The organism is Streptomyces sp. NPDC028907 (assembly GCF_055564995.1).
Genome location: NZ_JBVHVE010000013.1, coordinates 161,766 through 183,562, shown reverse-complemented (window position 1 = coordinate 183,562; position 21,797 = coordinate 161,766). Strand labels below are relative to the sequence as shown.

18 protein-coding genes are annotated in these 21,797 nt (G+C 69.9%); 6 read left to right on the top strand and 12 right to left on the bottom strand.

Going from position 1 to position 21,797, the window contains the following annotated elements; all coding sequences use genetic code 11:
- Window positions 1-197 precede the first annotated feature (197 nt).
- The gene (gene dxs, locus ACZ4UU_RS34065; RefSeq protein WP_471907241.1) at window positions 198-2,126 is read left to right on the top strand and encodes a 1-deoxy-D-xylulose-5-phosphate synthase; all 1,929 of its coding nucleotides are present in this window, start codon (window positions 198-200) and stop codon (window positions 2,124-2,126) included.
- A gap of 147 nt (window positions 2,127-2,273) precedes the next feature.
- Entirely contained in the window at window positions 2,274-3,797 is a 1,524-nt protein-coding gene (locus ACZ4UU_RS34060; protein ID WP_471907240.1) for an amino acid permease, read from the top strand.
- Between the two features lie 37 nt (window positions 3,798-3,834).
- Here ACZ4UU_RS34060 and ACZ4UU_RS34055 read toward each other — a convergent pair whose 3' ends face one another.
- The gene (locus ACZ4UU_RS34055) at window positions 3,835-4,206 is read right to left on the bottom strand and encodes an NTP pyrophosphohydrolase (RefSeq protein WP_471907239.1); all 372 of its coding nucleotides are present in this window, start codon (window positions 4,204-4,206) and stop codon (window positions 3,835-3,837) included.
- Window positions 4,207-4,235: 29 nt separating this feature from the next.
- Complete coding sequence (locus ACZ4UU_RS34050; protein ID WP_471907238.1) at window positions 4,236-5,120, bottom strand: NAD(P)-dependent oxidoreductase; 885 nt, start codon at window positions 5,118-5,120, stop codon at window positions 4,236-4,238.
- 178 nt (window positions 5,121-5,298) lie between these two features.
- Between ACZ4UU_RS34050 and ACZ4UU_RS34045 the strand changes: the two genes are divergently transcribed.
- Window positions 5,299-6,315: a hypothetical protein gene (locus ACZ4UU_RS34045; protein ID WP_471907237.1), complete on the top strand. Its 1,017-nt coding sequence runs from the start codon at window positions 5,299-5,301 to the stop codon at window positions 6,313-6,315.
- Between the two features lie 170 nt (window positions 6,316-6,485).
- Here the strand turns inward: ACZ4UU_RS34045 and ACZ4UU_RS34040 are convergent, their stop codons facing one another.
- The 4 genes from ACZ4UU_RS34040 to ACZ4UU_RS34025 form a co-directional block, all read right to left on the bottom strand.
- Window positions 6,486-8,615 (bottom strand): 3-hydroxyacyl-CoA dehydrogenase NAD-binding domain-containing protein, encoded by a 2,130-nt coding sequence (locus tag ACZ4UU_RS34040; protein WP_471907236.1) that lies wholly within the window; start codon window positions 8,613-8,615, stop codon window positions 6,486-6,488.
- Window positions 8,612-9,832: a thiolase family protein gene (locus tag ACZ4UU_RS34035; protein ID WP_471907235.1), complete on the bottom strand. Its 1,221-nt coding sequence runs from the start codon at window positions 9,830-9,832 to the stop codon at window positions 8,612-8,614. The genes ACZ4UU_RS34040 and ACZ4UU_RS34035 overlap by 4 nt, the downstream gene beginning before the upstream one ends.
- A 195-nt stretch (window positions 9,833-10,027) precedes the next feature.
- Complete coding sequence (locus tag ACZ4UU_RS34030) at window positions 10,028-11,062, bottom strand: LacI family DNA-binding transcriptional regulator (RefSeq protein WP_471907234.1); 1,035 nt, start codon at window positions 11,060-11,062, stop codon at window positions 10,028-10,030.
- On the bottom strand, window positions 11,059-13,428 hold the full coding sequence (locus ACZ4UU_RS34025) for a glycoside hydrolase family 2 protein (protein WP_471907233.1): 2,370 nt from the start codon (window positions 13,426-13,428) through the stop codon (window positions 11,059-11,061). The genes ACZ4UU_RS34030 and ACZ4UU_RS34025 overlap by 4 nt, the downstream gene beginning before the upstream one ends.
- Before the next feature lie 150 nt (window positions 13,429-13,578).
- Here ACZ4UU_RS34025 and ACZ4UU_RS34020 point away from each other — a divergent pair, with 150 nt between their 5' ends.
- The 3 genes from ACZ4UU_RS34020 to ACZ4UU_RS34010 are packed head-to-tail and all read left to right on the top strand — an operon-like array spanning window position 13,579 to window position 16,672.
- Window positions 13,579-14,889: an ABC transporter substrate-binding protein gene (locus ACZ4UU_RS34020; protein WP_471907232.1), complete on the top strand. Its 1,311-nt coding sequence runs from the start codon at window positions 13,579-13,581 to the stop codon at window positions 14,887-14,889.
- Entirely contained in the window at window positions 14,889-15,845 is a 957-nt protein-coding gene (locus tag ACZ4UU_RS34015) for a carbohydrate ABC transporter permease (RefSeq protein WP_471907231.1), read from the top strand. Before ACZ4UU_RS34020 ends, ACZ4UU_RS34015 begins: the two co-directional genes overlap by 1 nt.
- Entirely contained in the window at window positions 15,842-16,672 is an 831-nt protein-coding gene (locus ACZ4UU_RS34010; protein ID WP_471907230.1) for a carbohydrate ABC transporter permease, read from the top strand. Before ACZ4UU_RS34015 ends, ACZ4UU_RS34010 begins: the two co-directional genes overlap by 4 nt.
- 107 nt (window positions 16,673-16,779) lie before the next feature.
- Here ACZ4UU_RS34010 and ACZ4UU_RS34005 read toward each other — a convergent pair whose 3' ends face one another.
- The 6 genes from ACZ4UU_RS34005 to ACZ4UU_RS33980 form a co-directional block, all read right to left on the bottom strand.
- The gene (locus tag ACZ4UU_RS34005; protein WP_471907229.1) at window positions 16,780-18,060 is read right to left on the bottom strand and encodes an HRDC domain-containing protein; all 1,281 of its coding nucleotides are present in this window, start codon (window positions 18,058-18,060) and stop codon (window positions 16,780-16,782) included.
- 124 nt (window positions 18,061-18,184) lie between these two features.
- Window positions 18,185-18,706 carry a hypothetical protein gene (locus tag ACZ4UU_RS34000; RefSeq protein WP_471907228.1) on the bottom strand — a complete coding sequence of 174 codons (522 nt, stop codon included), beginning with the start codon at window positions 18,704-18,706 and terminating at the stop codon, window positions 18,185-18,187.
- A 107-nt stretch (window positions 18,707-18,813) separates the two neighbouring features.
- The gene (locus ACZ4UU_RS33995) at window positions 18,814-20,019 is read right to left on the bottom strand and encodes a putative T7SS-secreted protein (protein ID WP_471907227.1); all 1,206 of its coding nucleotides are present in this window, start codon (window positions 20,017-20,019) and stop codon (window positions 18,814-18,816) included.
- A gap of 10 nt (window positions 20,020-20,029) precedes the next feature.
- Window positions 20,030-20,341, bottom strand: coding sequence for a WXG100 family type VII secretion target (locus ACZ4UU_RS33990; RefSeq protein ID WP_471907226.1), 312 nt, complete (start codon window positions 20,339-20,341; stop codon window positions 20,030-20,032).
- Between the two features lie 175 nt (window positions 20,342-20,516).
- Window positions 20,517-21,224 (bottom strand): hypothetical protein, encoded by a 708-nt coding sequence (locus ACZ4UU_RS33985; protein WP_471907225.1) that lies wholly within the window; start codon window positions 21,222-21,224, stop codon window positions 20,517-20,519.
- Between the two features lie 128 nt (window positions 21,225-21,352).
- Entirely contained in the window at window positions 21,353-21,673 is a 321-nt protein-coding gene (locus ACZ4UU_RS33980) for a DUF4333 domain-containing protein (protein WP_383445874.1), read from the bottom strand.
- Between the last annotated feature and the right edge of the window lie 124 nt (window positions 21,674-21,797).

Here is a 21,797-nt window from a genome sequence, read left to right as displayed (position 1 = left end):
GATTGCGGGTGCCGGTCCGTTGTGGCTGGTCGCGCAGCTCCCCGCGCCCCTTTGCGGCGTTGGTGGCGCAGGGCGTTATTGGGTAGGGCCGTTTGCGTGACCATGGAGAGGTGGGCCGGGAACCTTCCGGCTGGGCGGAACATTAGACTCGACGAGCCCGGCAACAGCTCGAAAAGCTCTACTGCAAGGAGGCACGGGTGCCGCTGCTGACCCGCATCACGGGACCGCGCGATCTGGACCGGCTCAGCCCTGAGCAGCTGGACCAGCTGGCAGAGGAGATCCGCACCTTCCTCGTCGAGGCGGTTTCCAAGACCGGCGGCCACCTCGGCCCCAACCTCGGTGTCGTGGAGCTGACCATCGCCCTGCACCGGGTCTTCGACTCGCCCAGGGACAAGGTGCTGTGGGACACAGGGCACCAGTCCTACGTGCACAAGCTGCTCACCGGCCGCCAGGACTTCAGCAAGCTCAAGATGAAGGGCGGCCTGTCCGGCTATCCCTCGCAGGCCGAGTCCGAGCACGACGTCATCGAGAACAGCCACGCCTCGACCGTCCTCGGCTGGGCCGACGGCCTCGCGAAAGCCAACCAGCTGCGCAAACGCGACGACCACGTCGTCGCCGTCATCGGTGACGGCGCGCTGACCGGCGGCATGGCCTGGGAGGCGCTGAACAACATCGCCGAGGCCAAGGACCGCCCCCTCGTCATCGTCGTCAACGACAACGAGCGGTCGTACGCGCCCACCATCGGCGGTCTCGCCAACCACCTCGCGACGCTGCGGACGACGGACGGCTACGAGCGCTTCCTCACCCGGACGAAGGAGATCCTCGACCGCACGCCCGTCGTCGGCAGGCCCCTCTACGAGACCCTGCACGGGGCCAAGAAGGGCCTGAAGGACTTCATCGCGCCGCAGGGCATGTTCGAGGACCTCGGCCTGAAGTACGTCGGCCCGATCGACGGACACGACATCGAGGCCCTGGAGTCGGCCCTCGCGCGGGCCAAGCGGTTCGGCGGCCCGGTCATCGTGCACTGCCTCACCGAGAAGGGCCGCGGCTACCAGCCCGCCCTCCAGGACGAGGCCGACCGCTTCCACGGCATCGGCCCCATCCACCCCGACACCGGCCTGCCGATCAAGGCCTCCGGCGCCGACTGGACCTCCGTCTTCGGCGACGAGATGGTCGAGCTCGGCAAGGAGCGCGAGGACATCGTGGCGATCACCGCGGCGATGCTCCAGCCGGTCGGCCTGAAGAAGTTCGCGGACACCTTCCCGGACCGGATCTACGACGTCGGCATCGCCGAGCAGCACGGCGCCGTGTCCGCGGCGGGCCTCGCCACCGGCGGACTGCACCCCGTCTTCGCCGTCTACGCCACCTTCCTCAACCGCGCCTTCGACCAGGTCCTCATGGACGTGGCGCTGCACAAGTGCGGCGTCACCTTCGTCCTCGACCGGGCCGGCGTCACCGGCACCGACGGCGCCTCCCACAACGGCATGTGGGACATGTCGATCCTCCAGGTCGTCCCCGGCCTCAGGCTCGCCGCCCCGCGCGACGCCGACCAGGTCCGCGCCCAGCTGCGCGAGGCCGTCCAGGTCAAGGACGCCCCGACCGTCGTCCGCTTCTCCAAGGGCGCCGTCGGCCCCGCCGTGCCCGCCGTGGGCCGGGTGGGCGGCATGGACGTCCTGCGCGAGCCGGGCACCGACACGCCCGACGTGCTGCTCGTCTCCGTCGGCGCCCTCGCCCCCATGTGCCTGGAGATCGCCGCCCTGCTCGACAAGCAGGGCATCACCACGACAGTCGTCGACCCGCGCTGGGTCAAGCCCGTCGACGAGGCCATGGCCCCGCTCGCCGAGCGGCACCGCGTGGTCGTCACCGTCGAGGACAACTCCCGGGTCGGCGGCGTCGGCTCGGCGGTCGCCCAGGCCCTGCGCGACGCGGGCGTCGACCTCCCGCTGCGTGACTTCGGCATCCCGCCGCGCTTCCTCGACCACGCCTCCCGCGCCGAGGTCATGGCGGAGATCGGCCTCACCGCCCCGGACATCGCCCGCCAGGTCACCGGACTGGTGTCCAAGCTGGACGGCCGGTTCGACCGTACGGCGGCCGAGGTCGACTCGGTGGAGCCCGCCCGCGACTGACGTCCACTCACAGGGCCGCAGGGGCCGGTTTCACCACCGTGAAGGGTGGTGAAACCGGCCCATCTGTGTGAATCCACCCGCGTCGGGGCATGCGTACGACGCCCCCTCTCGATCATGTCGAGGACGACAAGCGTGGGAGGTATGACCGTGAGCAGCACACTCTTCCGGACGAAGAGAGTCGAGCAGTCCATCCTCGATACCGAGGAGCCAGAGCACGCGCTCAAGAAGTCCTTGTCCGCGCTGGATCTGACCGTCTTCGGCGTCGGCGTCATCATCGGCACCGGCATCTTCGTGCTCACCGGCACCGTCGCGAAGAACAACGCCGGGCCCGCGGTGGCCCTGGCGTTCGTCGCGGCCGGTGTCGCCTGCGCGCTGGCCGCCCTCTGTTATGCGGAGTTCGCCTCCACGGTCCCGGTCGCCGGGTCCGCGTACACCTTCTCGTACGCCTCGCTGGGCGAACTGCCCGCCTGGATCATCGGCTGGGACCTGGTCCTGGAGTTCGCGCTCGGGACGGCGGTGGTGGCCGTCGGCTGGTCCGGCTACATCCAGTCGCTGATGGACACCGCCGGCTGGGCGATGCCCGAGGCCCTGGGCAGCCGGGAGGGCGCCGACACCTTCGGCTTCGACATCCTCGCCGCCGTCCTCGTCCTCATCCTCACCTGCATCCTCGTCGTCGGCATGAAGCTGTCCGCGCGGATCACGTCCCTGGTCGTCGCCATCAAGGTGACCGTCGTCCTCGTCGTGATCATCGCGGGTGCGTTCCTGATCGACGGTGACAACTACGACCCGTTCATCCCGAAGACCCAGACGGTGGACGCCGGCAGCAGTCTCGACGCCCCGCTGATCCAGCTCATGTTCGGCTGGGCGCCCTCCAACTACGGCGTGATGGGCATCTTCACCGCCGCCTCGGTCGTGTTCTTCGCCTTCATCGGCTTCGACGTCGTGGCGACCGCCGCCGAGGAGACCAAGAACCCGCAACGCGACATGCCGCGCGGCATCATCGGTTCCCTCATCATCTGCACCACGCTCTACGTCGCCGTGTCGATCGTCGTCACCGGCATGCAGCACTACAGCCAGTTGTCCGTGGACGCCCCGCTCGCCGACGCCTTCAAGGCCACCGGGCATCCGTGGTTCGCGGGCTTCATCAGCTTCGGAGCGGCGGTCGGCCTGACGACGGTCTGCATGATCCTGCTCCTCGGCCAGACCCGCGTCTTCTTCGCGATGAGCCGGGACGGACTGCTGCCCCGGTTCTTCTCCCACGTCCACCCGCGGTTCAAGACCCCGCACCGCCCGACCATCCTGCTCGGCGTGGTCATCGCGATCCTCGCCGGCTTCACCCCGCTGAACGAACTCGCCGCCCTGGTGAACATCGGCACCCTGTTCGCCTTCGTGGTCGTCGCCATCGGCGTGATCATCCTCCGCAGGAGCCGCCCCGACCTGCACCGGGCCTTCCGCACCCCGTGGGTGCCGGTCATCCCGATCCTGTCGGTGTGCGCCTCGCTGTGGCTGATGATCAACCTGCCCGCCGAGACATGGGTCCGCTTCGGCATCTGGATGGCCGCCGGCTTCGTCGTGTACTTCCTCTACGGCCGCTCCCACAGCCGTCTCGGACGGCACGAGGAGACGACGGTGGCCGAGGTGGAGAAGGGCGAGCCCGGGAGCAGCGCGTAACCGACCCCGACGCTCAGGGGCCGCGTACGGCAGCCGACTACGGCCGAACCGTACGCGGCCCCGCCACGTCCGCCCCCAACTCCGTCACCCTGCGCCGCAGTTCCCGATCCGCGGTCACCACCAGACAGGCCCGCCCGGCCGCCCGCTCCACCAGCTCGACCATGTGGTCGTCCCCGCTCCCGGCGGCGGACTCGACCCGCACGCCCGGCACGGACTCCACGCCCCGAGCCGCCCCCTCCACCACGAGCAGGATCTCCACGGGCCCCGCACGCCCCGGCACCCCGTCCGCGGCCAGCCGGTCCCGCAGCCGCTCCGCGGCCCCCCGTCGGTCCCGCCACCAGCCGTCCGGCACCGACCCGACGACATTCGCGGCGTCGACGATCACGAGCAGGGGTGCGTCCTCATCCATGGGGGCAAGGGTCGCACGGCGGCCGGGGCCTACCTCCCCTCCTCGAAGCTCGCGAAGTACGCCGCGGCCATGTCCTCGTCCCCGTGCCCCTGCGCATCCGCGCGTTCGAACCGCTCCGCGCTCGCCGCGGCCACGTCCAGGCGGGCTCCGTACCGCTCGCCCGCCTCCACGATCAGCCGCGCGTCCTTCGCCGCCGTGCGCACCGCGAAGGCGGCCGGGGACAGCCCGTCGTTCAGCACCAGCCCGGTCTTGGCCCGCAGATACCCCATGTCCAGCGGGCCGCCGTCGATCACCTCGAAGAACCGCTGGGGATCCACGTCCAGGGCCTTGGACAGCGCCAGCACCTCACCGGCCGCGTTCGTCACCGCCAGCACCCAGCTGTTGGCGACCAGCTTCAGGCGGGTCGCGGTGCCCGCCCCGCCGTCCTCCCCGGTCCACACGGTGCGGGCACCCACGGCGTCGAACACCGGCGTCACCGTCGGCCGGCCCTCGATGGGCCCCGCCGCCAGCACGGTCAGCTGCCCGGCCTCGGCGGGCTGGCGGGTGCCGAGCATCGGGGCGTCGTAGAAGACGAGGCCGTGCTCGCGCGCGAAGTCGGCCAGGTCGGCGATGCCCTCGATACCGGCGGTCGTCGACTGCACCCACGCGGCACCCGAGCGCAGGGCGGGCGCCGCCTCGCGCATGACGTCCAGGGTCGCGGGACCGTCGTGCAGCATGGTCAGGACGATGTCGGCGCCCCGGACCGCCTCGGCCGGCGTGGCGGCGACGAAGGCTCCGTCGGCGGCCAGCGGCTCGGCCTTGGCCCGGGTGCGGTTCCAGACGCGGACGGTGTGCCCCGCCCTGGCGAGGTTGCGGGCCATCGCGGCGCCCATGATGCCGGTGCCCAGGACGCTCACGGTGAGCTTGTCGGTCATGACGTCGACTTCCTGTTCTCGTACGGACGTTGCCACCACTCATGTGACCAAGATCATGGTCACACGTGTGAGGCGGATTCCGTATGCCCTGCGTCAGCCGCCGACGAACGCACGTCGTGAGTGACTTCGGGCAGGGGGCGGCACGCGACACGTCGACCGCCTTGCATATGGTGATCCGGTGAACGGCGACTGGCTCATCCGCGGCCGCGACGGCCGCCTCAGCGTCTATCTGCCGACCGACGAGGCCGTTTTGTGCCGGGCGCAACTCGGCCCCGGCGGCCCCTGGGAACCCCCGCGCAAGGTCGGCGGCGACCAGAAGCTGCGCCCCGGCCCCGCGGTCGGTCAGGGCGCGGACGCCTACGCCCATCTGGCCGCCTGGCGTCCCACCAAGGCCGGTGAGGCGGGCCTCGTCCACTCCACGCACTTCCGTCCCCGCCTGGCCGCCCTGGACTGGATCCCCATCGGCCACCCGGACCAGACGGGCGACCGCACCGGCACCCCCGCCGTCACGGTCGACGCGCAGGGGCGGGCCCATGTCTTCGTCCGGAACAGGGGCGGCGGCGTCAGCATGCGCGGCCAGAAGGAGACCGGCGGCTGGGGCCCTTGGCGTGACCTCAAGGGCCGTGACGTACAGGACGACTTGGCCGCCGTGACCGGCGAGTCCGGGCTCGTGGAGCTGTATGCCTCGGTCCCCGGCGCCCTGTTGCACTGGCAGCAGGAGAAGCCGGGCGCCGTCCCGGTCCTGGAGGAGGCGATGGAGACCCCGGTCCGTCCGGGCACCCTGCACGCCCTGGCCACCTCCGCGGAGCACACCACCCTCTTCTTCGCCGACGACTCCGGCGACCTGCGCGCCTGGCGCCCCGGCACCAAACCGGTCACCCTGCTGGCCTCAGCGGGCCCCGGCCCGGTCTCCGCGATCCGCTGCGAACTCGACGGCCACGACTGCACGTTGCTCGCCCAGCGCTCGGCGAGCGGCCGCGTGGCCTTCGCCGCGTATCCGACGGAGCAGGAGTCGGCGGGCGCGTGGTGGACCGAGTCCGGCCCGCAGTTGCCCGCCGACGCGGTGGTGGCGCTGGCGGTGGACGAGGACGAGCGGGTGGTGGCGGCCACGATGTCACCGTCGACGGGCCAACTGCTGATCACCGGGCGCAAGGAGGAACCGGGGCTGGCGCTGGAGGCGTGGCGGGGGGTCTGAGACGCCTGAGGGGGTGGGGCTGGTTCTTGTAGGGCGGCCGCGGCTCGTCCGTGGTTGCTCGCGCCCACGCGGCGGAGCCGCACATCGACACAGCCCCGCGCCCCTCGGGGAACGCCGGTGCCCCGCACACCGACCAGGTATGCGGGGCACCGGCGTTCACAGCGGAGCGCTTACGCCGGGACCGAAGCCACGCCCGGCGCCAGGAACTTCTTGCCGTTCACGCGCTCGGAGACACCCTCGCGGTCCAGGTACGGCGTGATGCCGCCCAGGTGGAAGGGCCAGCCGGCGCCCGTGATCAGGCAGAGGTCGATGTCCTGGGCCTCGGCGACGACGCCCTCGTCGAGCATCAGGCCGATCTCCTGGGCCACCGCGTCCAGGACGCGGTCGCGGACCTGCTCCTCGGTCAGGACGACATCGCCCTGCTTCAGCAGCGCGGCGACCTCCGGGTCCAGCTCCGGCTTCCCGGAGTCGTAGACGTAGAAGCCGCGCTTGCCCGCCTTGACGACGGCCGCGAGGTTCGGGGAGACCTTGAAGCGGTCCGGGAAGGCCCGGTTGAGGGTCTCCGAGACGTGCAGACCGATCGCGGGACCGACCAGCTCCAGGAGGACGAGGGGAGACATCGGCAGGCCCAGGGGCTCCACCGCCTTCTCCGCCACCTCGACCGGCGTGCCCTCGTCGATGACGTTCTGGATCTCGCCCATGAAGCGGGTGAGGATGCGGTTCACGACGAACGCCGGGGCGTCCTTCGTCAGCACCGCGGTCTTCTTCAGCTTCTTGGCGACGGCGAACGCCGTGGCCAGCGAGGCGTCGTCCGTCTTCTCGCCGCGGACGATCTCCAGCAGCGGCAGGACGGCCACCGGGTTGAAGAAGTGGAAGCCGACGACCCGCTCGGGGTTCTTCAGCTTCGACGCCATCTCGGAGACCGAGAGGGAGGAGGTGTTCGTCGCGAAGATGGCGTGCGCCGGGGCGACCGCCTCGACCTCCGCGAACACCTGCTGCTTGACGCCGATCTCCTCGAAGACGGCCTCGATGACGAAGTCGGCGTCGGAGAAGCCCTCGGCCTTGTCCAGCACACCGGTGACCAGGGCCTTGAGGCGGTTGGCCTTGTCCTGGTTGATACGGCCCTTGCCGAGCAGCTTGTCGATCTCGGCGTGGACGTAGCCCACACCCTTGTCGACGCGCTCCTGGTCGATGTCGGTCAGGACGACCGGCACCTCCAGGCGGCGCAGGAAGAGCAGCGCGAGCTGGGAGGCCATCAGACCGGCGCCGACGACACCGACCTTGGTGACCGGGCGCGCCAGGTTCTTGTCCGGCGCGCCGGCCGGACGCTTGCCGCGCTTCTGCACCAGGTTGAACGCGTAGATGCCGGACCGCAGTTCGCCACCCATGATCAGGTCGGCGAGCGCCTTGTCCTCGGCGTCGTAGCCCTGCTGCAGGTCGCCGTTCTTGGCGGCCGCGATGATGTCCAGGGCCCGGTAGGCGGCCGGAGCGGCCCCGTGCACCTTCGAGTCCGCGATGAAACGGCCCTTGGCGACGGCCTGGTCCCAGCCCTCACCGCGGTCGATCACCGGACGGTCGACCTCGACGTCACCCTTCAGCACCTGGGCGGTCCAGATCAGCGACTGCTCCAGGAAGTCCGCGCCCTCGAAGATGGCGTCGGCGATGCCGAGGTCGAAGACCTGCTGGCCCTTGAGCTGCTTGTTCTGGTTGAGGCTGTTCTCGATGATCACCGAGACGGCCTTGTCGGCGCCGATCAGGTTCGGCAGGATCGTGCAGCCGCCCCAGCCGGGAACCAGGCCGAGGAAGACCTCGGGGAGCGAGAAGGCGGGCAGCGCCTTGCTGACGGTCCGGTACTTGCAGTGCAGACCGACCTCGACGCCACCGCCCATCGCGGCACCGTTGTAGTACGCGAAGGTCGGCACGGCCAGGCCCGCGAGGCGCTTGAAGACCTCGTGGCCGCCCTTGCCGATGGCCAGCGCGTCCTTGTGCTCCTTCAGCAGCTCGACGCCCTTGAGGTCGGCGCCGACGGCGAAGATGAACGGCTTGCCGGTGATGCCGACCCCGACGATGTCACCGGCGGTGGCCTCGGCCTCGACCTGGTCGATGGCCTTGTCGAGGTTCGCCAGCGACTGCGGGCCGAAGGTGGTCGGCTTGGTGTGGTCGAAGCCGTTGTCCAGGGTGATGAGCGCGAAGCGCCCGGCGCCGTACGGCAGGTCCAGATGACGTACGTGCGCGGACGTCACGACCTCGTCGGGGAACAGCTCGGCTGCACCCTTCAAAAGCTCAGCGGTGGTGCTCACTTGCTGCCTCCGTCGAAGTGCGGGTTCTCCCAGATGACCGTCGCGCCCATGCCGAAGCCGACGCACATGGTGGTGAGGCCGTAGCGGACGTGTCGCTGCTCCTCGAACTGGCGGGCCAGTTGCGTCATCAGACGGACGCCGGAGGAGGCGAGCGGGTGGCCGAAGGCGATCGCGCCGCCGTACTGGTTGACGCGCTCGTCGTCGTCCGCGATGCCGTAGTGGTCCAGGAAGGCCAGGACCTGGACGGCGAAGGCCTCGTTGATCTCGAAGAGGTTGATGTCCTCGATCGACAGGCCCGCCTTGGCGAGGGCCTTCTCCGTGGCCGGGATCGGGCCGTAGCCCATGACCTCGGGCTCGACGCCCGCGAATGCGTAGGAGACCAGGCGCATCTTCACCGGGAGGTCGTTCTCCCGGGCGAACTCCTCGGAGGCGATGATCGAGGCGGTGGCACCGTCGTTCAGACCGGCCGCGTTACCGGCGGTGACCCGGCCGTGGACGCGGAAGGGGGTCTTCAGGCCCTGGAGGTTCTCCAGCGTCGTACCCGGGCGCATCGGCTCGTCGGCGGTGACCAGGCCCCAGCCGGTCTCACCGGCCTCCGGGTTGGTCCGCCGCACCGAGACCGGCACCAGGTCGGCCTGGATCTTGCCGTTGGCGTACGCCTTGGCGGCCTTCTCCTGCGAGCGCACGGCGTATTCGTCGGCGCGCTGCTTGGTGATGTGCGGGTAGCGGTCGTGCAGGTTCTCGGCGGTCATGCCCATGAACAGCGCCGACTCGTCGACCAGCTTCTCGCTGACGAACCGCGGGTTCGGGTCCACGCCCTCGCCCATCGGGTGGCGGCCCATGTGCTCGACACCACCGGCGATGACGGCGTCGTAGGCACCGAAGGCGATGGAGCCGGCGACGGTGGTGACGGCGGTCAGGGCGCCGGCGCACATACGGTCGATGGAGTAGCCGGGCACCGACTGGGGGAGACCGGCGAGGATGCCGGCCGTGCGACCGATGGTGAGGCCCTGGTCACCGATCTGCGTGGTCGCGGCGATGGCGACCTCGTCGATCTGCTTCGGGTCCAGACCCGGGTTGCGGCGCAGCAGCTCCCGGATCGCCTTCACGACGAGGTCGTCGGCCCGGGTCTCGTGGTAGATGCCCTTCGGGCCCGCCTTGCCGAACGGGGTGCGGACGCCGTCGACGAAGACGACGTCCCTGACGGTACGAGGCACGATGGCTCTCCTCCAGAGGTGCGGGACGCTGAGCGCTTGCTCATGGCCATGCTACTTATGAGTAACGTAGCTGCCCAGTCCCGGTGGCGGGAGCGGCGAAGGTCACATATGGATCCCGGTGGCGAGGAGCGCCCCTTCAGGGGCGCGGGGAACTGCGCGACCAGCCACAACGCACCCGCGGACCCACACGAGACCTCACCGCGGCGGCGCTGTGGACCCCCGAGGAGTCAGCACAGGAGTAGGCACCGGATGCGACCCCGCCCCACCCCCCATGATCTCCCCGAACAACGTCCGAGCCACCTCCGCCCCGAACCCGTGCACGTCATGACTCATCGCCGACAACGTCGGATGCGTCAACCGGCACAACTGCGAGTCGTCCCACGCCAGCAACGACACGTCCTCCGGCACCCGCAACCCCATCTCCGCCGCCACCGACAACCCCGCCACGGCCATGATGTCGTTGTCGTAGACGATCGCCGTCGGCCGATCAGGAGGCGCAGCCGAGAGCACGGACCGTGTCGCCCGTGCGCCCGCGTCCCCGGAGAAGTCGGTCGCGACCTGCCACGTCCCGGCCAGGGCCAGCGCCTGCGCCGCCTCGTCGAACGCAGCCGTACGGATGGATGTGTGACCGAGGGCCGCCGCGCCGCCCACCCGGGCGATCCGTCGATGCCCCAGCGCGGCCAGATACCGCACCGCCTCCGTCACGGCGGTGGCGTCGTCGGTCCACACCGAGGTCAGCCCGCCCGTCAGCGACGGGTGCCCGACCGCGACGACCGGCATCCCGAGCCGCCGCGCCATGGCCACGCGCGGGTCGTCCGCGCGGAAGTCGACCAGGATCGACCCGCCGATCTGCCGACCCCGCCACCACGACTCCTGGAGCCCGCTCTCCTCCTCCACGGTCCGCACCAACCGCAGCAGCAGCGAGCAGGAGTGCTCGGTCAGGACGCTCTCCACGCCCGAGATGAACTCCATGTAGAACGGTTCGAGACCGAGCATCCGGGCCGGCCGGCAGATCGCGAGACCCACCACGTCGACCCGCGACCCGGCGAGTGTCCGCGCGGTGAGGTTGGGCGCCCAGCCCAGTTCCCGCGCGGCCCGGAAGATGCGGTCCCGGGTCGCCTCCGACAGTCCCGGCTTGTGGTTGAAGGCGAGGGACACGGCTCCTTTGGACACACCGGCGCGCGCGGCGACGTCCTTGATGGTGACGCGGGGGGTCGGCGTTGCCGTCATCGGCTGGGCTCCATGCAGTACAGGGCCGATCGTGCGGCCTCGGCGTCAGGAGTCTCCCAGTGACGCACACCGATGGTCACCCGTTCCCCGGGCAGCAACGTGACCAGTCCCCGGTCGGCCACCGCGTCCGGATCCAGCCGGTCGGCCTGGAGGAGCAGATCGCGGACGAGGGTGCGGGCCGTCACCGTGACCCCGCCCGGCACGAGCGCCACGTCGAACTCCGGCCGGGGGTAGGGTACTTCGCGGTCCGGCGCGGGAAAGTGCACGGCCCGCAGCCCGTCCACGTCCGCGACCAGGAACTCCTTCGGCCCGCCCGGCTCCAGCTCCCTCGGCACCTTCACCCGGGCCACCGCCCGCGCCCCGGCGGCGAACCCCACGCTCGCCTCGCCGACCGCCACCCCCTCGACCGACATCCGCCGCAGCCGCACCTCACCAGCCCACTCCGCCGCCGTCTGGTTGACGACGGCCAGCTCCAGCCCGTCCTCGCGCACTCGCAGCGTCAGCAACCGGTCCGCGTACAGCCGCCGCAACTCGTGGTACAGCGGCTTCTCCCGCCCGTCCCCGTCGATCGCGGCCCAGGACGTCACCGGCCAGCAGTCGTTCAGCTGCCATACGACGGTGCCCGCGCACACCGGCCAGTGCGACCGCCAGTGTTCGATCCCGGCCGCGACGGCCCGCGCCTGATTGACCTGGGTGAGGTAGTGCCAGCGGTCGAAGTCCCCTTCAGGAAAACCGAAATGCCGCTCAAGGCCTCGCCTCAGCTTCCCGTTCCCGTCGTCCGCCTTCTGGTGGTGCAGCATGCCGGGGGAGTCCGGCGCGAGGTCCTCGCCCGGCAGCGCGCGCCGCAGCGTGGCGTACGCGGGCGGCGCCTGCCAGCCGAACTCGGCCACGAAGCGCGGCACGCTCAGCCGGTAGTCGGCGTAGTCCTCCCGGTTCCACACCTCCCAGGAGTGATGCGTGCCGTGCGCCGGGTCGTTCGGGTGGTGGTCCCAGGAGCCGGACCAGGGACTCCCCGCCGTGTACGGCCGCGTCGGATCCAGCTCGGCCACCACCCGCGGCAGCACGCCCAGGTAGTACCCCTCGCCCCAGGACTCCCCGGCCAGCCGCGGCTCCCACTCCCAGTCCCGGAACCCCCACAGGTTCTCGTTGTTGCCGTTCCACAGCACCAGCGAGGGGTGCGGCATCAGCCGTACGACGTTCTCCCGGGCCTCGGCCTCCACCTCCCCGCGCAGCGGCTGCTCCTCCGGATAGGCCGCGCAGGCGAACGGGAAGTCCTGCCAGACCAGCAGCCCCAGCTCGTCACAGGCGTCGTAGAAGTCCTCGCTCTCGTAGATCCCGCCACCCCAGATCCGTACGAGGTCCACGCCCGCGTCGGCCGCCTGCTCCAGCCGCCCGCGGTACCGCTCCCGCGTCACCCGGGACGGGAAGACGTCGTCCGGGATCCAGTTGACGCCCCGCGCGAAGAGCCGCTCGCCGTTGACGACGAGGGTGAAGCCGGTGCCGTGCGCGTCGGGCCGACGGTCCAGTTCGACGGTGCGGAAGCCGATCCGCCGCCGCCACACGTCCAGCGCGTCCTCGCCGTGCAGCAGCGTCAACTCGACGTCGTACAGCGGCTGTTCGCCGTAGCCCCGCGGCCACCACAGCTCCACGTCCGGCACGGACAGCCGTACGACCCCGCCCGTCCCCTCGATCCCGGCCACCGCCCGCACCCCGCCGACCGTCGCCTCGACGGTGAGCGGCGCCTCGACCCGGGTCCGCTCGACATCGACCACCAACTCGACCTGCCCCGTGCCCTCTTCGACGGTCACCAGTGGCCGCACGCGAGCGATCCGGGCCGTTGACCACTGCTCGATCCGCACCGGCCGCCAGATCCCGGCCGTCACCAGGGTCGGCCCCCAGTCCCAGCCGAAGGAGCAGGCCATCTTGCGGAGGTACTGGTAGGGCTCGGCATAGGCGGCCGGCCGCTCGCCCAGCTTGCCGCGCACCGCCTCCGCCTCGGCGTACGCGGAGGCGAAACGCACCGAGAGCCGTCCGCTCAGCCCCGTCACGTCGAAGCGGTACGAGCGGTGCATGTTCCGTACCCGGCCGAGGAGTTGGCCGTCGAGCGAGATCTCGGCGACGGTGTCGAGCCCGTCGAAGACGAGGTCGGTCTGCTCATGACGGGAAGGGGCCGCCAGGCCGGTCTCATAGGTCCAGTCCCGCCGCCCCACCCACGCCACCTCGGTCTCCGCACGCCCGAGAAAGGGATCCGGGATCACCCCGGCCGCCAGCAGATCGGTGTGCACACAGCCCGGCACGGCGGCCGGGAGCGCGGCTCCCTCGTGCCGCAGGGTCCATCCGTCGGTGAGCGGTGTGGCCTGAAGCATGCGCACTCCTAAACCGATCCATCTCAGTGCTGAGACGGAATTTGGCATCGTTGGCGAGATACGGACTTTACCGGTTAAGAAAACGTTGTCAGAGTTCGGAACCAGCCAACCCGCTCGTGCTCGTCCGTCCCCAGAACGGAGCTGACGCACATGAACCGCCGTACAGTCCTCGCCGTCGCCACGGGTGCCCTGCTGCTCTCGGCGTGCACCGGCACCGGAGGAAGCTCGCAGGGCGCCGAAGCCAAGGCGGCCGACGACCCGTCGAAGGTGAGCGGCACCATCACCGTCCTCACCCATCGCACCGACCTCGTGCAGGACGGGACGATGCAGAAGTACGCCGCCGAGTTCAACAAGACGTATCCCGAGGTGAAGGTCGAGTTCGACGCGATCACCGACTACGAGGGCGAAGTCAAGATCCGTATGAACACGGAGAACTACGGCGACGTCCTCATGATCCCCGCGGTGATCGAGAAGAAGGACTACCCCAAGTTCTTCGCGGCGCTCGGCACCCAGGCCGAGCGGAGCAAGGAGTACCGCTTCACCGACTACACGACCGTGGACGGCAAGGTCTACGGCCAGAGCCCGCTCGGCGCCGTCCCGGGCTTCATCTACAACAAGCGGGTCTGGCAGGAGGCCGGAGTCACCGACTGGCCGACCACACCGGCCGAGTTCCTCGACGACCTGAAGGCGATCAGGTCGAAGACCGACGCGGTCCCGTACTACACCAACTTCAAGGACATGTGGCCGCTGACCCAGTGGACGCAGGTCAACGGCTCGGTCAGCTGCGACGAGCAGGCCACCACGAAGCTCGCCGAGGGCGACCCGTGGGCCGAGGGCGCCGATGTGCGCACCGCCGACACGCTGCTGTACGACATCGTCCACGAGGGGCTCGTCGAGAAGGACCCGACGACCACCAACTGGGAGGCGTCCAAGCCCAAGCTGGCCAAGGGCGAGATCGCCACGATGTGGCTCGGCTCCTGGGCGGTCATCCAGATGCAGGACGCGGCGAAGCAGGCCGGTGCCGACCCGGACGACATCGGGCTCATGCCCTTCCCCACCCAGCAGGACGGCACGTTCTGCGCGACGGCGCAGCCCGACTACAACCAGGCCGTCAACATCCACTCCGAGCACAAGGAGGCGGCCCGCGCCTGGCTCGACTGGTTCACCGACAAGTCCGGCTACGCGGCCGACAACCTCGCCCTGTCACCGCTCAGGTCCGCCCCCCTGCCCACGATCATGAAGCCGTACGAGGAGGCGGGGGTGAAGATCCTCGACCTCGACGACACCAAGGGCGCCGTGGTGAAGTCCATCGACAACCAGTCCGAGATCGGCATCTACAAGCCCGACTACCGCCAGGACCTCGTCGACCTCGCCCGCGGCGCGACGAAGGGCGACCTGGACGACTTCCTGGACGACCTCGGCGAGAAGTGGACCGAGACCCAGCAGTCCCTGGGCTCCTGATGACGGACACGACGACCGAGAAGGGGGCCGTGAAGGACCCCACGGGGGCGGCGGGCGCCGCCTCCGAACCGGAGCCCGCCCCGCGCCCGGCACGTCTGTGGCGCGGGGCCACGCCCTGGCTCTTCCTGCTCGCGCCGCTCGCCCTGCTGATCGTCTTCACCTACGCGCCGATCGCCAACATGGTCGCGTACAGCTTCACCGACTGGGACGGCGTCAGCCCCGAACTGCACTACACGGGCACCGAGAACTACGCCGAACTCCTCACCCGCTCCGATCTGTTCGAGGTCTTCTGGGTCAGCGGCTACTACCTGGCCGCCTCGGTCCTCCAGATCGTCGCCGCCCTCTACTTCGCCACGGTCCTGAGCTTCAACGTACGCTTCCGGAACTTCTTCAAGGGCGTGCTGTTCTTCCCGTATCTGATCAACGGCGTCGCGATCGGCTTCGTCTTCCTCTACTTCTTCCAGGACGGCGGCACCCTCGACTCCGTCCTCGGCCTCTTCGGCATGGAGACGGACCGCGCCTGGCTCGGCACACCGGAGTCGGCGAACACCTCCCTCGCCGCCGTCTCCGTCTGGCGCTACCTCGGCCTGAACTTCGTCCTCTTCCTCGGCGCGATCCAGTCGATCCCCGGGGAGCTGTACGAGGCGGCCGAACTGGACGGCGCGAACCGCTGGCACCAGTTCCGCTACATCATCGCCCCGGGCATCAAGCCGGTCCTGAGCCTGACGGTGATCCTGTCGATCTCCGGCTCGCTCTCGGTCTTCGAGATCCCGTACATCATGACCGGTGGGGCGACCGGCACCGAGACCTTCGTGATCCAGACCGTGAAGCTGGCCTTCCAGTTCAACAAGACGGGGCTCGCCTCGGCGGCCGCGGTCGTCCTGCTGCTGATCGTCCTGGCGGTGACCTGGGTGCAGCGCCGCCTCGTCCCCGACGACAAGGTGGACCTCGCATGACCCGCCACGCGGTGGCCCGCACGCTGGTGTACCTGTCCCTGATCGCCGCGACGGTGGTGGTCCTGCTGCCCCTGGCAGCCGTGGTCCTGACATCGTTCAAGTCCGAGCGGGAGATGGCGGACGACAGCGGAGCCCTGGCCCTCCCGGACGACCTGCTGAACTTCCACAACTACGCGACGGCGTTCGAGGACGGCCGGATGCTCTCGGCCTTCGCCAACACGGCCGTCATCCTGCTCTTCGCCATCGGCGGCACGGTCCTCATCGGCTCGATGACGGCGTACGCCATCGACCGCTTCACGTTCCGCTTCAAGAAGCTGGTCGTGGCCCTGTTCCTGGTCGCCGCCCTGGTCCCCGGCGTCACGACCCAGGTGGCGACCTTCCAGATCGTCAACAGCTTCGGCATGTTCGACAGCCTCTGGGCGCCGATCGTCCTCTACATGGGCACGGACATCGTCTCGATCTACATCTTCCTGCAGTTCGTCCGCTCGATCCCGACGTCCCTGGACGAGGCGGCCCGCCTGGACGGCGCCAACGCGTTCACGATCTACCGCAAGATCATCTTCCCGCTCCTGAAACCGGCCATCGCGACAGTGGTGATCGTCAAGGGCATCACCACCTACAACGACTTCTACATCCCGTTCCTCTATATGCCCTCGGAAGATCTTGGCGTGATCTCGACGTCCCTGTTCCGCTTCAAGGGCCCGTTCGGCGCCCACTGGGAGACGATCTCGGCAGGAGCGGTGCTGGTGATCCTGCCGACGCTGATCGTCTTCCTGCTGCTGCAACGATTCATCTACAATGGCTTCATGCGGGGTGCGACCAGGTGAGGTGCTTCCAGGGGCGCGGGGCTGTATCGATATGCGGCTCCGCCGCGTGAGCGCGAGCAACCACATACGGCCCGCAGTCGCCGTACGAGGTGAACCTCCTACGGCGACTAGGCAGACAAAGCGGCCACCAGAACCGGCGTGACCTGCTCAACCTGCCAGGCCCGAGCACCGTAACCAGCCAGCGCCTCCGCAACCGACTCGGCATCGACAAGCTTCGGCGGCTCCCAGCAAACCCTCCGCACCGTGTCCGGAGTGATCAGGTTCTCCTGAGGCATGTTGAGCTGCTCCGCCAGCGCGGACACGGCGGCCCGAGCCGCAGACAGCCGAGCTGCGGCCGCGGGGTCCTTGTCGGCCCAGGCACGGGGCGGCGGAGGCCCCGTCACCGGCTGCCCCGGCGCCGGCAACTGCGCCTCGCTCAAGGCCTTCGCACGATCAACGGCGGCCTGCCACTGCTCCAGCTGCCGCCGACCCATCCGATGCCCGAACCCATTCAGCGCGGCCAAGGCGTGCACGTTCGCCGGCATGGCGAGCGAGGCCTCCACGATCGCCGCGTCGGACAGCACCTTGCCCGGCGACACGTCCCGCTTCTGCGCGATCCGGTCCCGCGTCTGCCACAGCTCCCGCACCACGCCCAGCTGCCGGCGCCGCCGCACCTTGTGCATCCCCGACGTCCGCCGCCAGGGATCCTTACGCGGTTCAGCCGGCGGCGCGGCCGCGATCGCGTCGAACTCCTGCTGCGCCCACTCCAGCTTCCCCTGCCGGTCCAGCTCCTTCTCCAGCGCGTCACGCAGATCGACGAGCAGCTCGACGTCCAGCGCCGCATACCGCAGCCAGGGCTCGGGCAGCGGCCGGGTCGACCAGTCGACGGCCGAGTGGCCCTTCTCCAGGACGAACCCGAGCACGCTCTCCACCATCGCGCCGAGGCCGACCCTGGGGAACCCGGCGAGCCGCCCGGCCAGCTCGGTGTCGAACAGCCGGCTCGGCAGCATGCCTATCTCCCGCAGACACGGAAGATCCTGCGTGGCCGCGTGCAGCACCCACTCCACGCCGGAGAGCGCCTCGCCGAGACCCGACAGATCGGGACAGGCAACGGGATCGACCAGCGCCGAGCCCGCCCCCTCACGCCGCAGCTGCACCAGATACGCGCGCTGGCCGTATCGGTAGCCGGACGCGCGTTCGGCGTCCACGGCGACGGGGCCGGAGCCGGCGCTGAACTCGGCGATCACCTCGGCGAGCGCGGTCTCGTCGGCGATCACGGGCGGAATGCCCTCGCGGGGCTCCAGCAAAGGGATCGGCGCCTCCGTAACAGAAGATCCGCCGTCGTCCGGAGGGGCGCCTCCGGTGGTTCGCAGTGAACTGTCTGCTGCGGTGTCTTGGGCGTCGGTCACCTGTCAAGGGTATCCGCAAGGCTGAGCGCCTGACCTGCGCCTTCTGGACACGTTGGCGCTGACCTGCGCAAACACCTCCCGCCGTGTCTCACCGCCCACCGATGCTTCTCGGCCACGACAGGCCCTAGCTCTCCGGGGTGGGAGAGGCCGGGCGGAGGGTCGAGATGAAGGACTGGTAGTCCTCCAGGACGTCCTGGAGCTGGCTCGTCCTCGCGGTCAGGGCGATCTCGATCTCGGCGCGTTCGCCGCGCTGCCGCTCGTTCTCCAGCACCAGGATGAACTGGCTCTGCGCGAGCTCCATCGGCTGTCCGTTGACGATGGCCTGGATGCGCAGGTTCTGCACGATCCCCGGGGCGTCGATGAGGCCCGGCGCGGGCGAGGTGCCCACCTCGGTGCGCTTGACGACCTCGACGGCACCGACGTTCTCGCGCAGCCGCCGCACGGACTCCTCGGCGAGGCCGTGCAGGCTCGACGGGCCGTCGAGGGTGTGGCCGGTGACGGTGATGTTCGGCATGAAGCCCTGGCCCCGGGAGGCCATGTGCAGGGCGACGAAGGCGGCGTGCGGGGCGCCGACCTCCTCCGGGGGCGCCGACTGCCAGCCTTCGGGGAGCTCGATGCTGAGCGGCACCGGAAGTGTGCCCGGCATGGTGGATCAACTCCTTGCGGTACGGGTTCCGACGGTACGGGAAGCGAGGGGGATGGACGAGGGGGAGAGGGGACAGCGGGGCGCCCCGGCGGGGTTCCCCGCAGTGGTCAGTCGAACCAGTCCCCGATCGCGTCGACCGCGTCGCCGGCCGCGTCGGTGACCTTGCCCGGGTCGATCTCGATCTGGGCGCCGAGCTTGCCGCCCACGCCGAGGCCGACGCCCAGGTCGCCGCCGATGACGAACTTGCCGTCCTTCATCCCGGCGTCGAAGTGGGCCTCGGCACCGGCGCCGGCCCACGCCTCCGCCGTTCCACCGACGCCGACACCGGCGACGGAGGCGTGCCCCTCGGCGGTGGCCTTGGCACCGGCGAAGGCCTCGCCGCCGACGTGTACGCCGTCCGTGCCGATGGAGCCCTTGACGCCGGCCTCGGCGCCCACGTACGCCTCGCCCTTGCCGGACGCCTCGAAGACGCCGACCCCGTACTTGCCCTCGGCCGTTGCCTGGGCGAGATAGGCCTTGCCGGACGCCTGCGCGGTGGCGTTCCCGTCCACGAGGCCCACCCCGGCGGAGGCGTCGACACCGAGGAGGTTGACGCCGGCCTTGCCGGAGACCTCGCCGCCCGCGAACTCACCGCGGCCCTTGGCCTCGGCGCCCCACACCTTGGCGTCGGCGGTGACGGACGGCCCGGCCACGGTGATGCCGGGCCCCTTGCCCTCGCGCAGTGCCTCCCGCTCCGCCTGCGTCATGTTCTTGTGGTCGCCCCACGCCCCGACGGGCTTGGTCTCGGGTGCCCGTTCCAGCTCGGCGCGCTGAATCTTCCTGGACGTCGCGCCGGTGTCGTTCTGTGTTGCTTCGGAGGCCCAGAAGAGCCAGTCGGGCGCGTTGTCGCCCTCGCCACCCTGCGCCTTGAACTTCTCGGCCGCCGCGTCGCCCTCCGACTCGACATGGGCGCGCGCCGAGGCCAGCAGTTGCTCGCCACCGCTCTCGTCGCCGCCGTCGTACAGCCGGATGGCCTCCTCCGCCTGCTCCTGGGCCCACGTGAGGGCCCTGGCGTAGTCCCGCAGTGCTCCTGCGGCCGCGCTGAGCGCGTCCGAACCGCGGTACCACTTCTGCTTCTGGCCCGAGAAGTCCTCCCAGAAGGCGTCGCTGGCCTGGCCGTGCCAGCTGGGAATACGGACGGAGCCGAGCTCGTCCCCGATGCCGTCGAGGGTCTTCGCATGGCCGTCGAGCTTGTCCGCGTCGTCCGTGAGCTTCGACGGGTTGCCCGGGATCAGTTCGCGCGGGTCCCGGGTGGATCCGAGTTGTGCCGCCATTGCTTCCCCGTCAGTAGCTCGGGCCGGCGACCGCGGGCCCGGTGAAGTGGTTCTGGGACTCCCGCTCGGAGCGCTCGTAGGACGCGGCGTTCTCGTCCAGCTTTGCCGACGAGTTCTCCCCGTCCTCCTTCATCGGGCTCTTGACGGCCTGCATCCAGGTGGCCATCAGCTGCTCGAACTCCTTGGCCGCGTCACCGTGGCCGAAGTCGCCGCTCGCCTTTCCCAGTTCGTCGAGCTTCACCTTGTCGCTCTTGCCCACGGAGTCCTTGATCTTCTTGGCAGCCGACCGCAGTTCGGACGGCTCCACATCGAACTGGCCCATCCGCTCCCCCCTCTACGTCCATGCGGGCGCGAACGCGCTTCCGCGCCCTGATTGTTGAGAACGTAGAGAGGGTCTCCCAAAGGCAAAGACTCAGCGGCACCGGCCCTGGACCTCACATGATTCCTACCAGGAAGCTTCATAGCGTGACCGCATCGTGCGCCTCGGGGCGGCTGTCCTACGGCGTCTGCGGAGGCCGGACGGGCGACAGGGACCCCAAGTGGCCCGCGGCGTCGACGAGATACTCAAGGGGCTCGTCGAACGTCTCGCTGCTCAGCTCGGTCCGCGAACGTGCAGTGATCAGCTGACCGTCGTGGAGCCGGAGCGGCAGCTCCAAGGCCCGAGGGTCGGACGTGAGGAACTCCGCCAGGCCGCCGAGCAATACCGCCCGGGCAGGCTCCTCGTCACGGGAGACGATGTGGAAGTCGTCGTCGAGCCGCGGGATTCCCAGCTCCATGGCTCGTCCCCGCATGAGGGTGTCGAACCAGCCGTCGCGGTAGACGCGCAGGTCCGGAACCTCCACGCCCAGGTTCAGAGCCCAGACGGAGTGGACGATGACCTGCGTCGACTCGGTGTCGATGTCGCTGTTGTAGTAGCGGTACTCGAAGGCGCGGAAGCCGAATCCGCGGTAAGTGCCACTGACGACGTTGTCGCCCATGACGCCGCTGGCCTTGATCGGGAGCGGCTCGGCCCCCTGGTAGGCGTCGACGAGGCTGGGCACGCCCTCCTCGTAGGTCCACCCGCGGCTCTCGGCGAACGACCGCAGCAGCGCTGATGCCTCCTCGGACCGACGCCTCTTGCGGGCCTTGCCCCGGCGGTCCCACACGACGAGAGCCACGACGCCACCACACGCCAGCAGGAACAGGACTGCTTCGATTCCACTCATGGTGCCAGCATCCCCCGTGGCCCCTGTGTGGGCCCGACCCCCCGGCGCTCCATCACAATCCGCACCTCGCGGTCACACATTTCCCCCGCGCCCGCCGGAGCGGTCCGGCGGACGCGGCCTGCTCCGGCTCAGGAGGCGGTCTCGTCGACCTTGATGTCGTAGCGGATCGTGCTGCCCTCGACGGAGGTGACCTTGACGGTGACGCCGAAGCTGGTGCCGTCGGTCGCGGTGAGCTTGCAGCGCAGCGAGGTGCCGACCTTGCCGGCGAGGTCCTCGGGGCAGGTGACGTCGGGCTTGGGCTGGCCCGTCTGCGCGGCGAGCTTCTCCGCCACCGAGTTCGCCACCTCGTCCTTGGCCAGCTTGGCCTCCGACGAGCAGCCCACCAGCAGCGCGGCGCAGGCCGCTGCGGCGAGGCTCCACGAGGCCAAGGACGAGTAGGACTTGGGCATGACGGCTCCGTTCGAGGCGGGAGGAAGGTGACGGCCGGAAGAAGACGCTCGTCAGTGCGACTGTCTATCAGCTCAGGCCGCCCGCCCGGCGGATCTTCACATCCTCCCGCTCCGGCCCGCGAGC

Coding starts and splice junctions, on each gene's coding strand:
- ACZ4UU_RS33990 (WP_471907226.1), bottom strand. CDS start 20,341: ATGGGCCAGTTCGATGTGGAGCCGTCCGAACTGCGGTCGGCTGCCAAG.
- ACZ4UU_RS34020 (WP_471907232.1), top strand. CDS start 13,579: ATGAACCGCCGTACAGTCCTCGCCGTCGCCACGGGTGCCCTGCTGCTC.
- ACZ4UU_RS33980 (WP_383445874.1), bottom strand. CDS start 21,673: ATGCCCAAGTCCTACTCGTCCTTGGCCTCGTGGAGCCTCGCCGCAGCG.
- ACZ4UU_RS33985 (WP_471907225.1), bottom strand. CDS start 21,224: ATGAGTGGAATCGAAGCAGTCCTGTTCCTGCTGGCGTGTGGTGGCGTC.
- ACZ4UU_RS34030 (WP_471907234.1), bottom strand. CDS start 11,062: ATGACGGCAACGCCGACCCCCCGCGTCACCATCAAGGACGTCGCCGCG.
- ACZ4UU_RS34050 (WP_471907238.1), bottom strand. CDS start 5,120: ATGACCGACAAGCTCACCGTGAGCGTCCTGGGCACCGGCATCATGGGC.
- ACZ4UU_RS34000 (WP_471907228.1), bottom strand. CDS start 18,706: ATGCCGGGCACACTTCCGGTGCCGCTCAGCATCGAGCTCCCCGAAGGC.
- ACZ4UU_RS34025 (WP_471907233.1), bottom strand. CDS start 13,428: ATGCTTCAGGCCACACCGCTCACCGACGGATGGACCCTGCGGCACGAG.
- ACZ4UU_RS34010 (WP_471907230.1), top strand. CDS start 15,842: ATGACCCGCCACGCGGTGGCCCGCACGCTGGTGTACCTGTCCCTGATC.
- ACZ4UU_RS34015 (WP_471907231.1), top strand. CDS start 14,889: ATGACGGACACGACGACCGAGAAGGGGGCCGTGAAGGACCCCACGGGG.
- ACZ4UU_RS33995 (WP_471907227.1), bottom strand. CDS start 20,019: ATGGCGGCACAACTCGGATCCACCCGGGACCCGCGCGAACTGATCCCG.
- ACZ4UU_RS34055 (WP_471907239.1), bottom strand. CDS start 4,206: ATGGATGAGGACGCACCCCTGCTCGTGATCGTCGACGCCGCGAATGTC.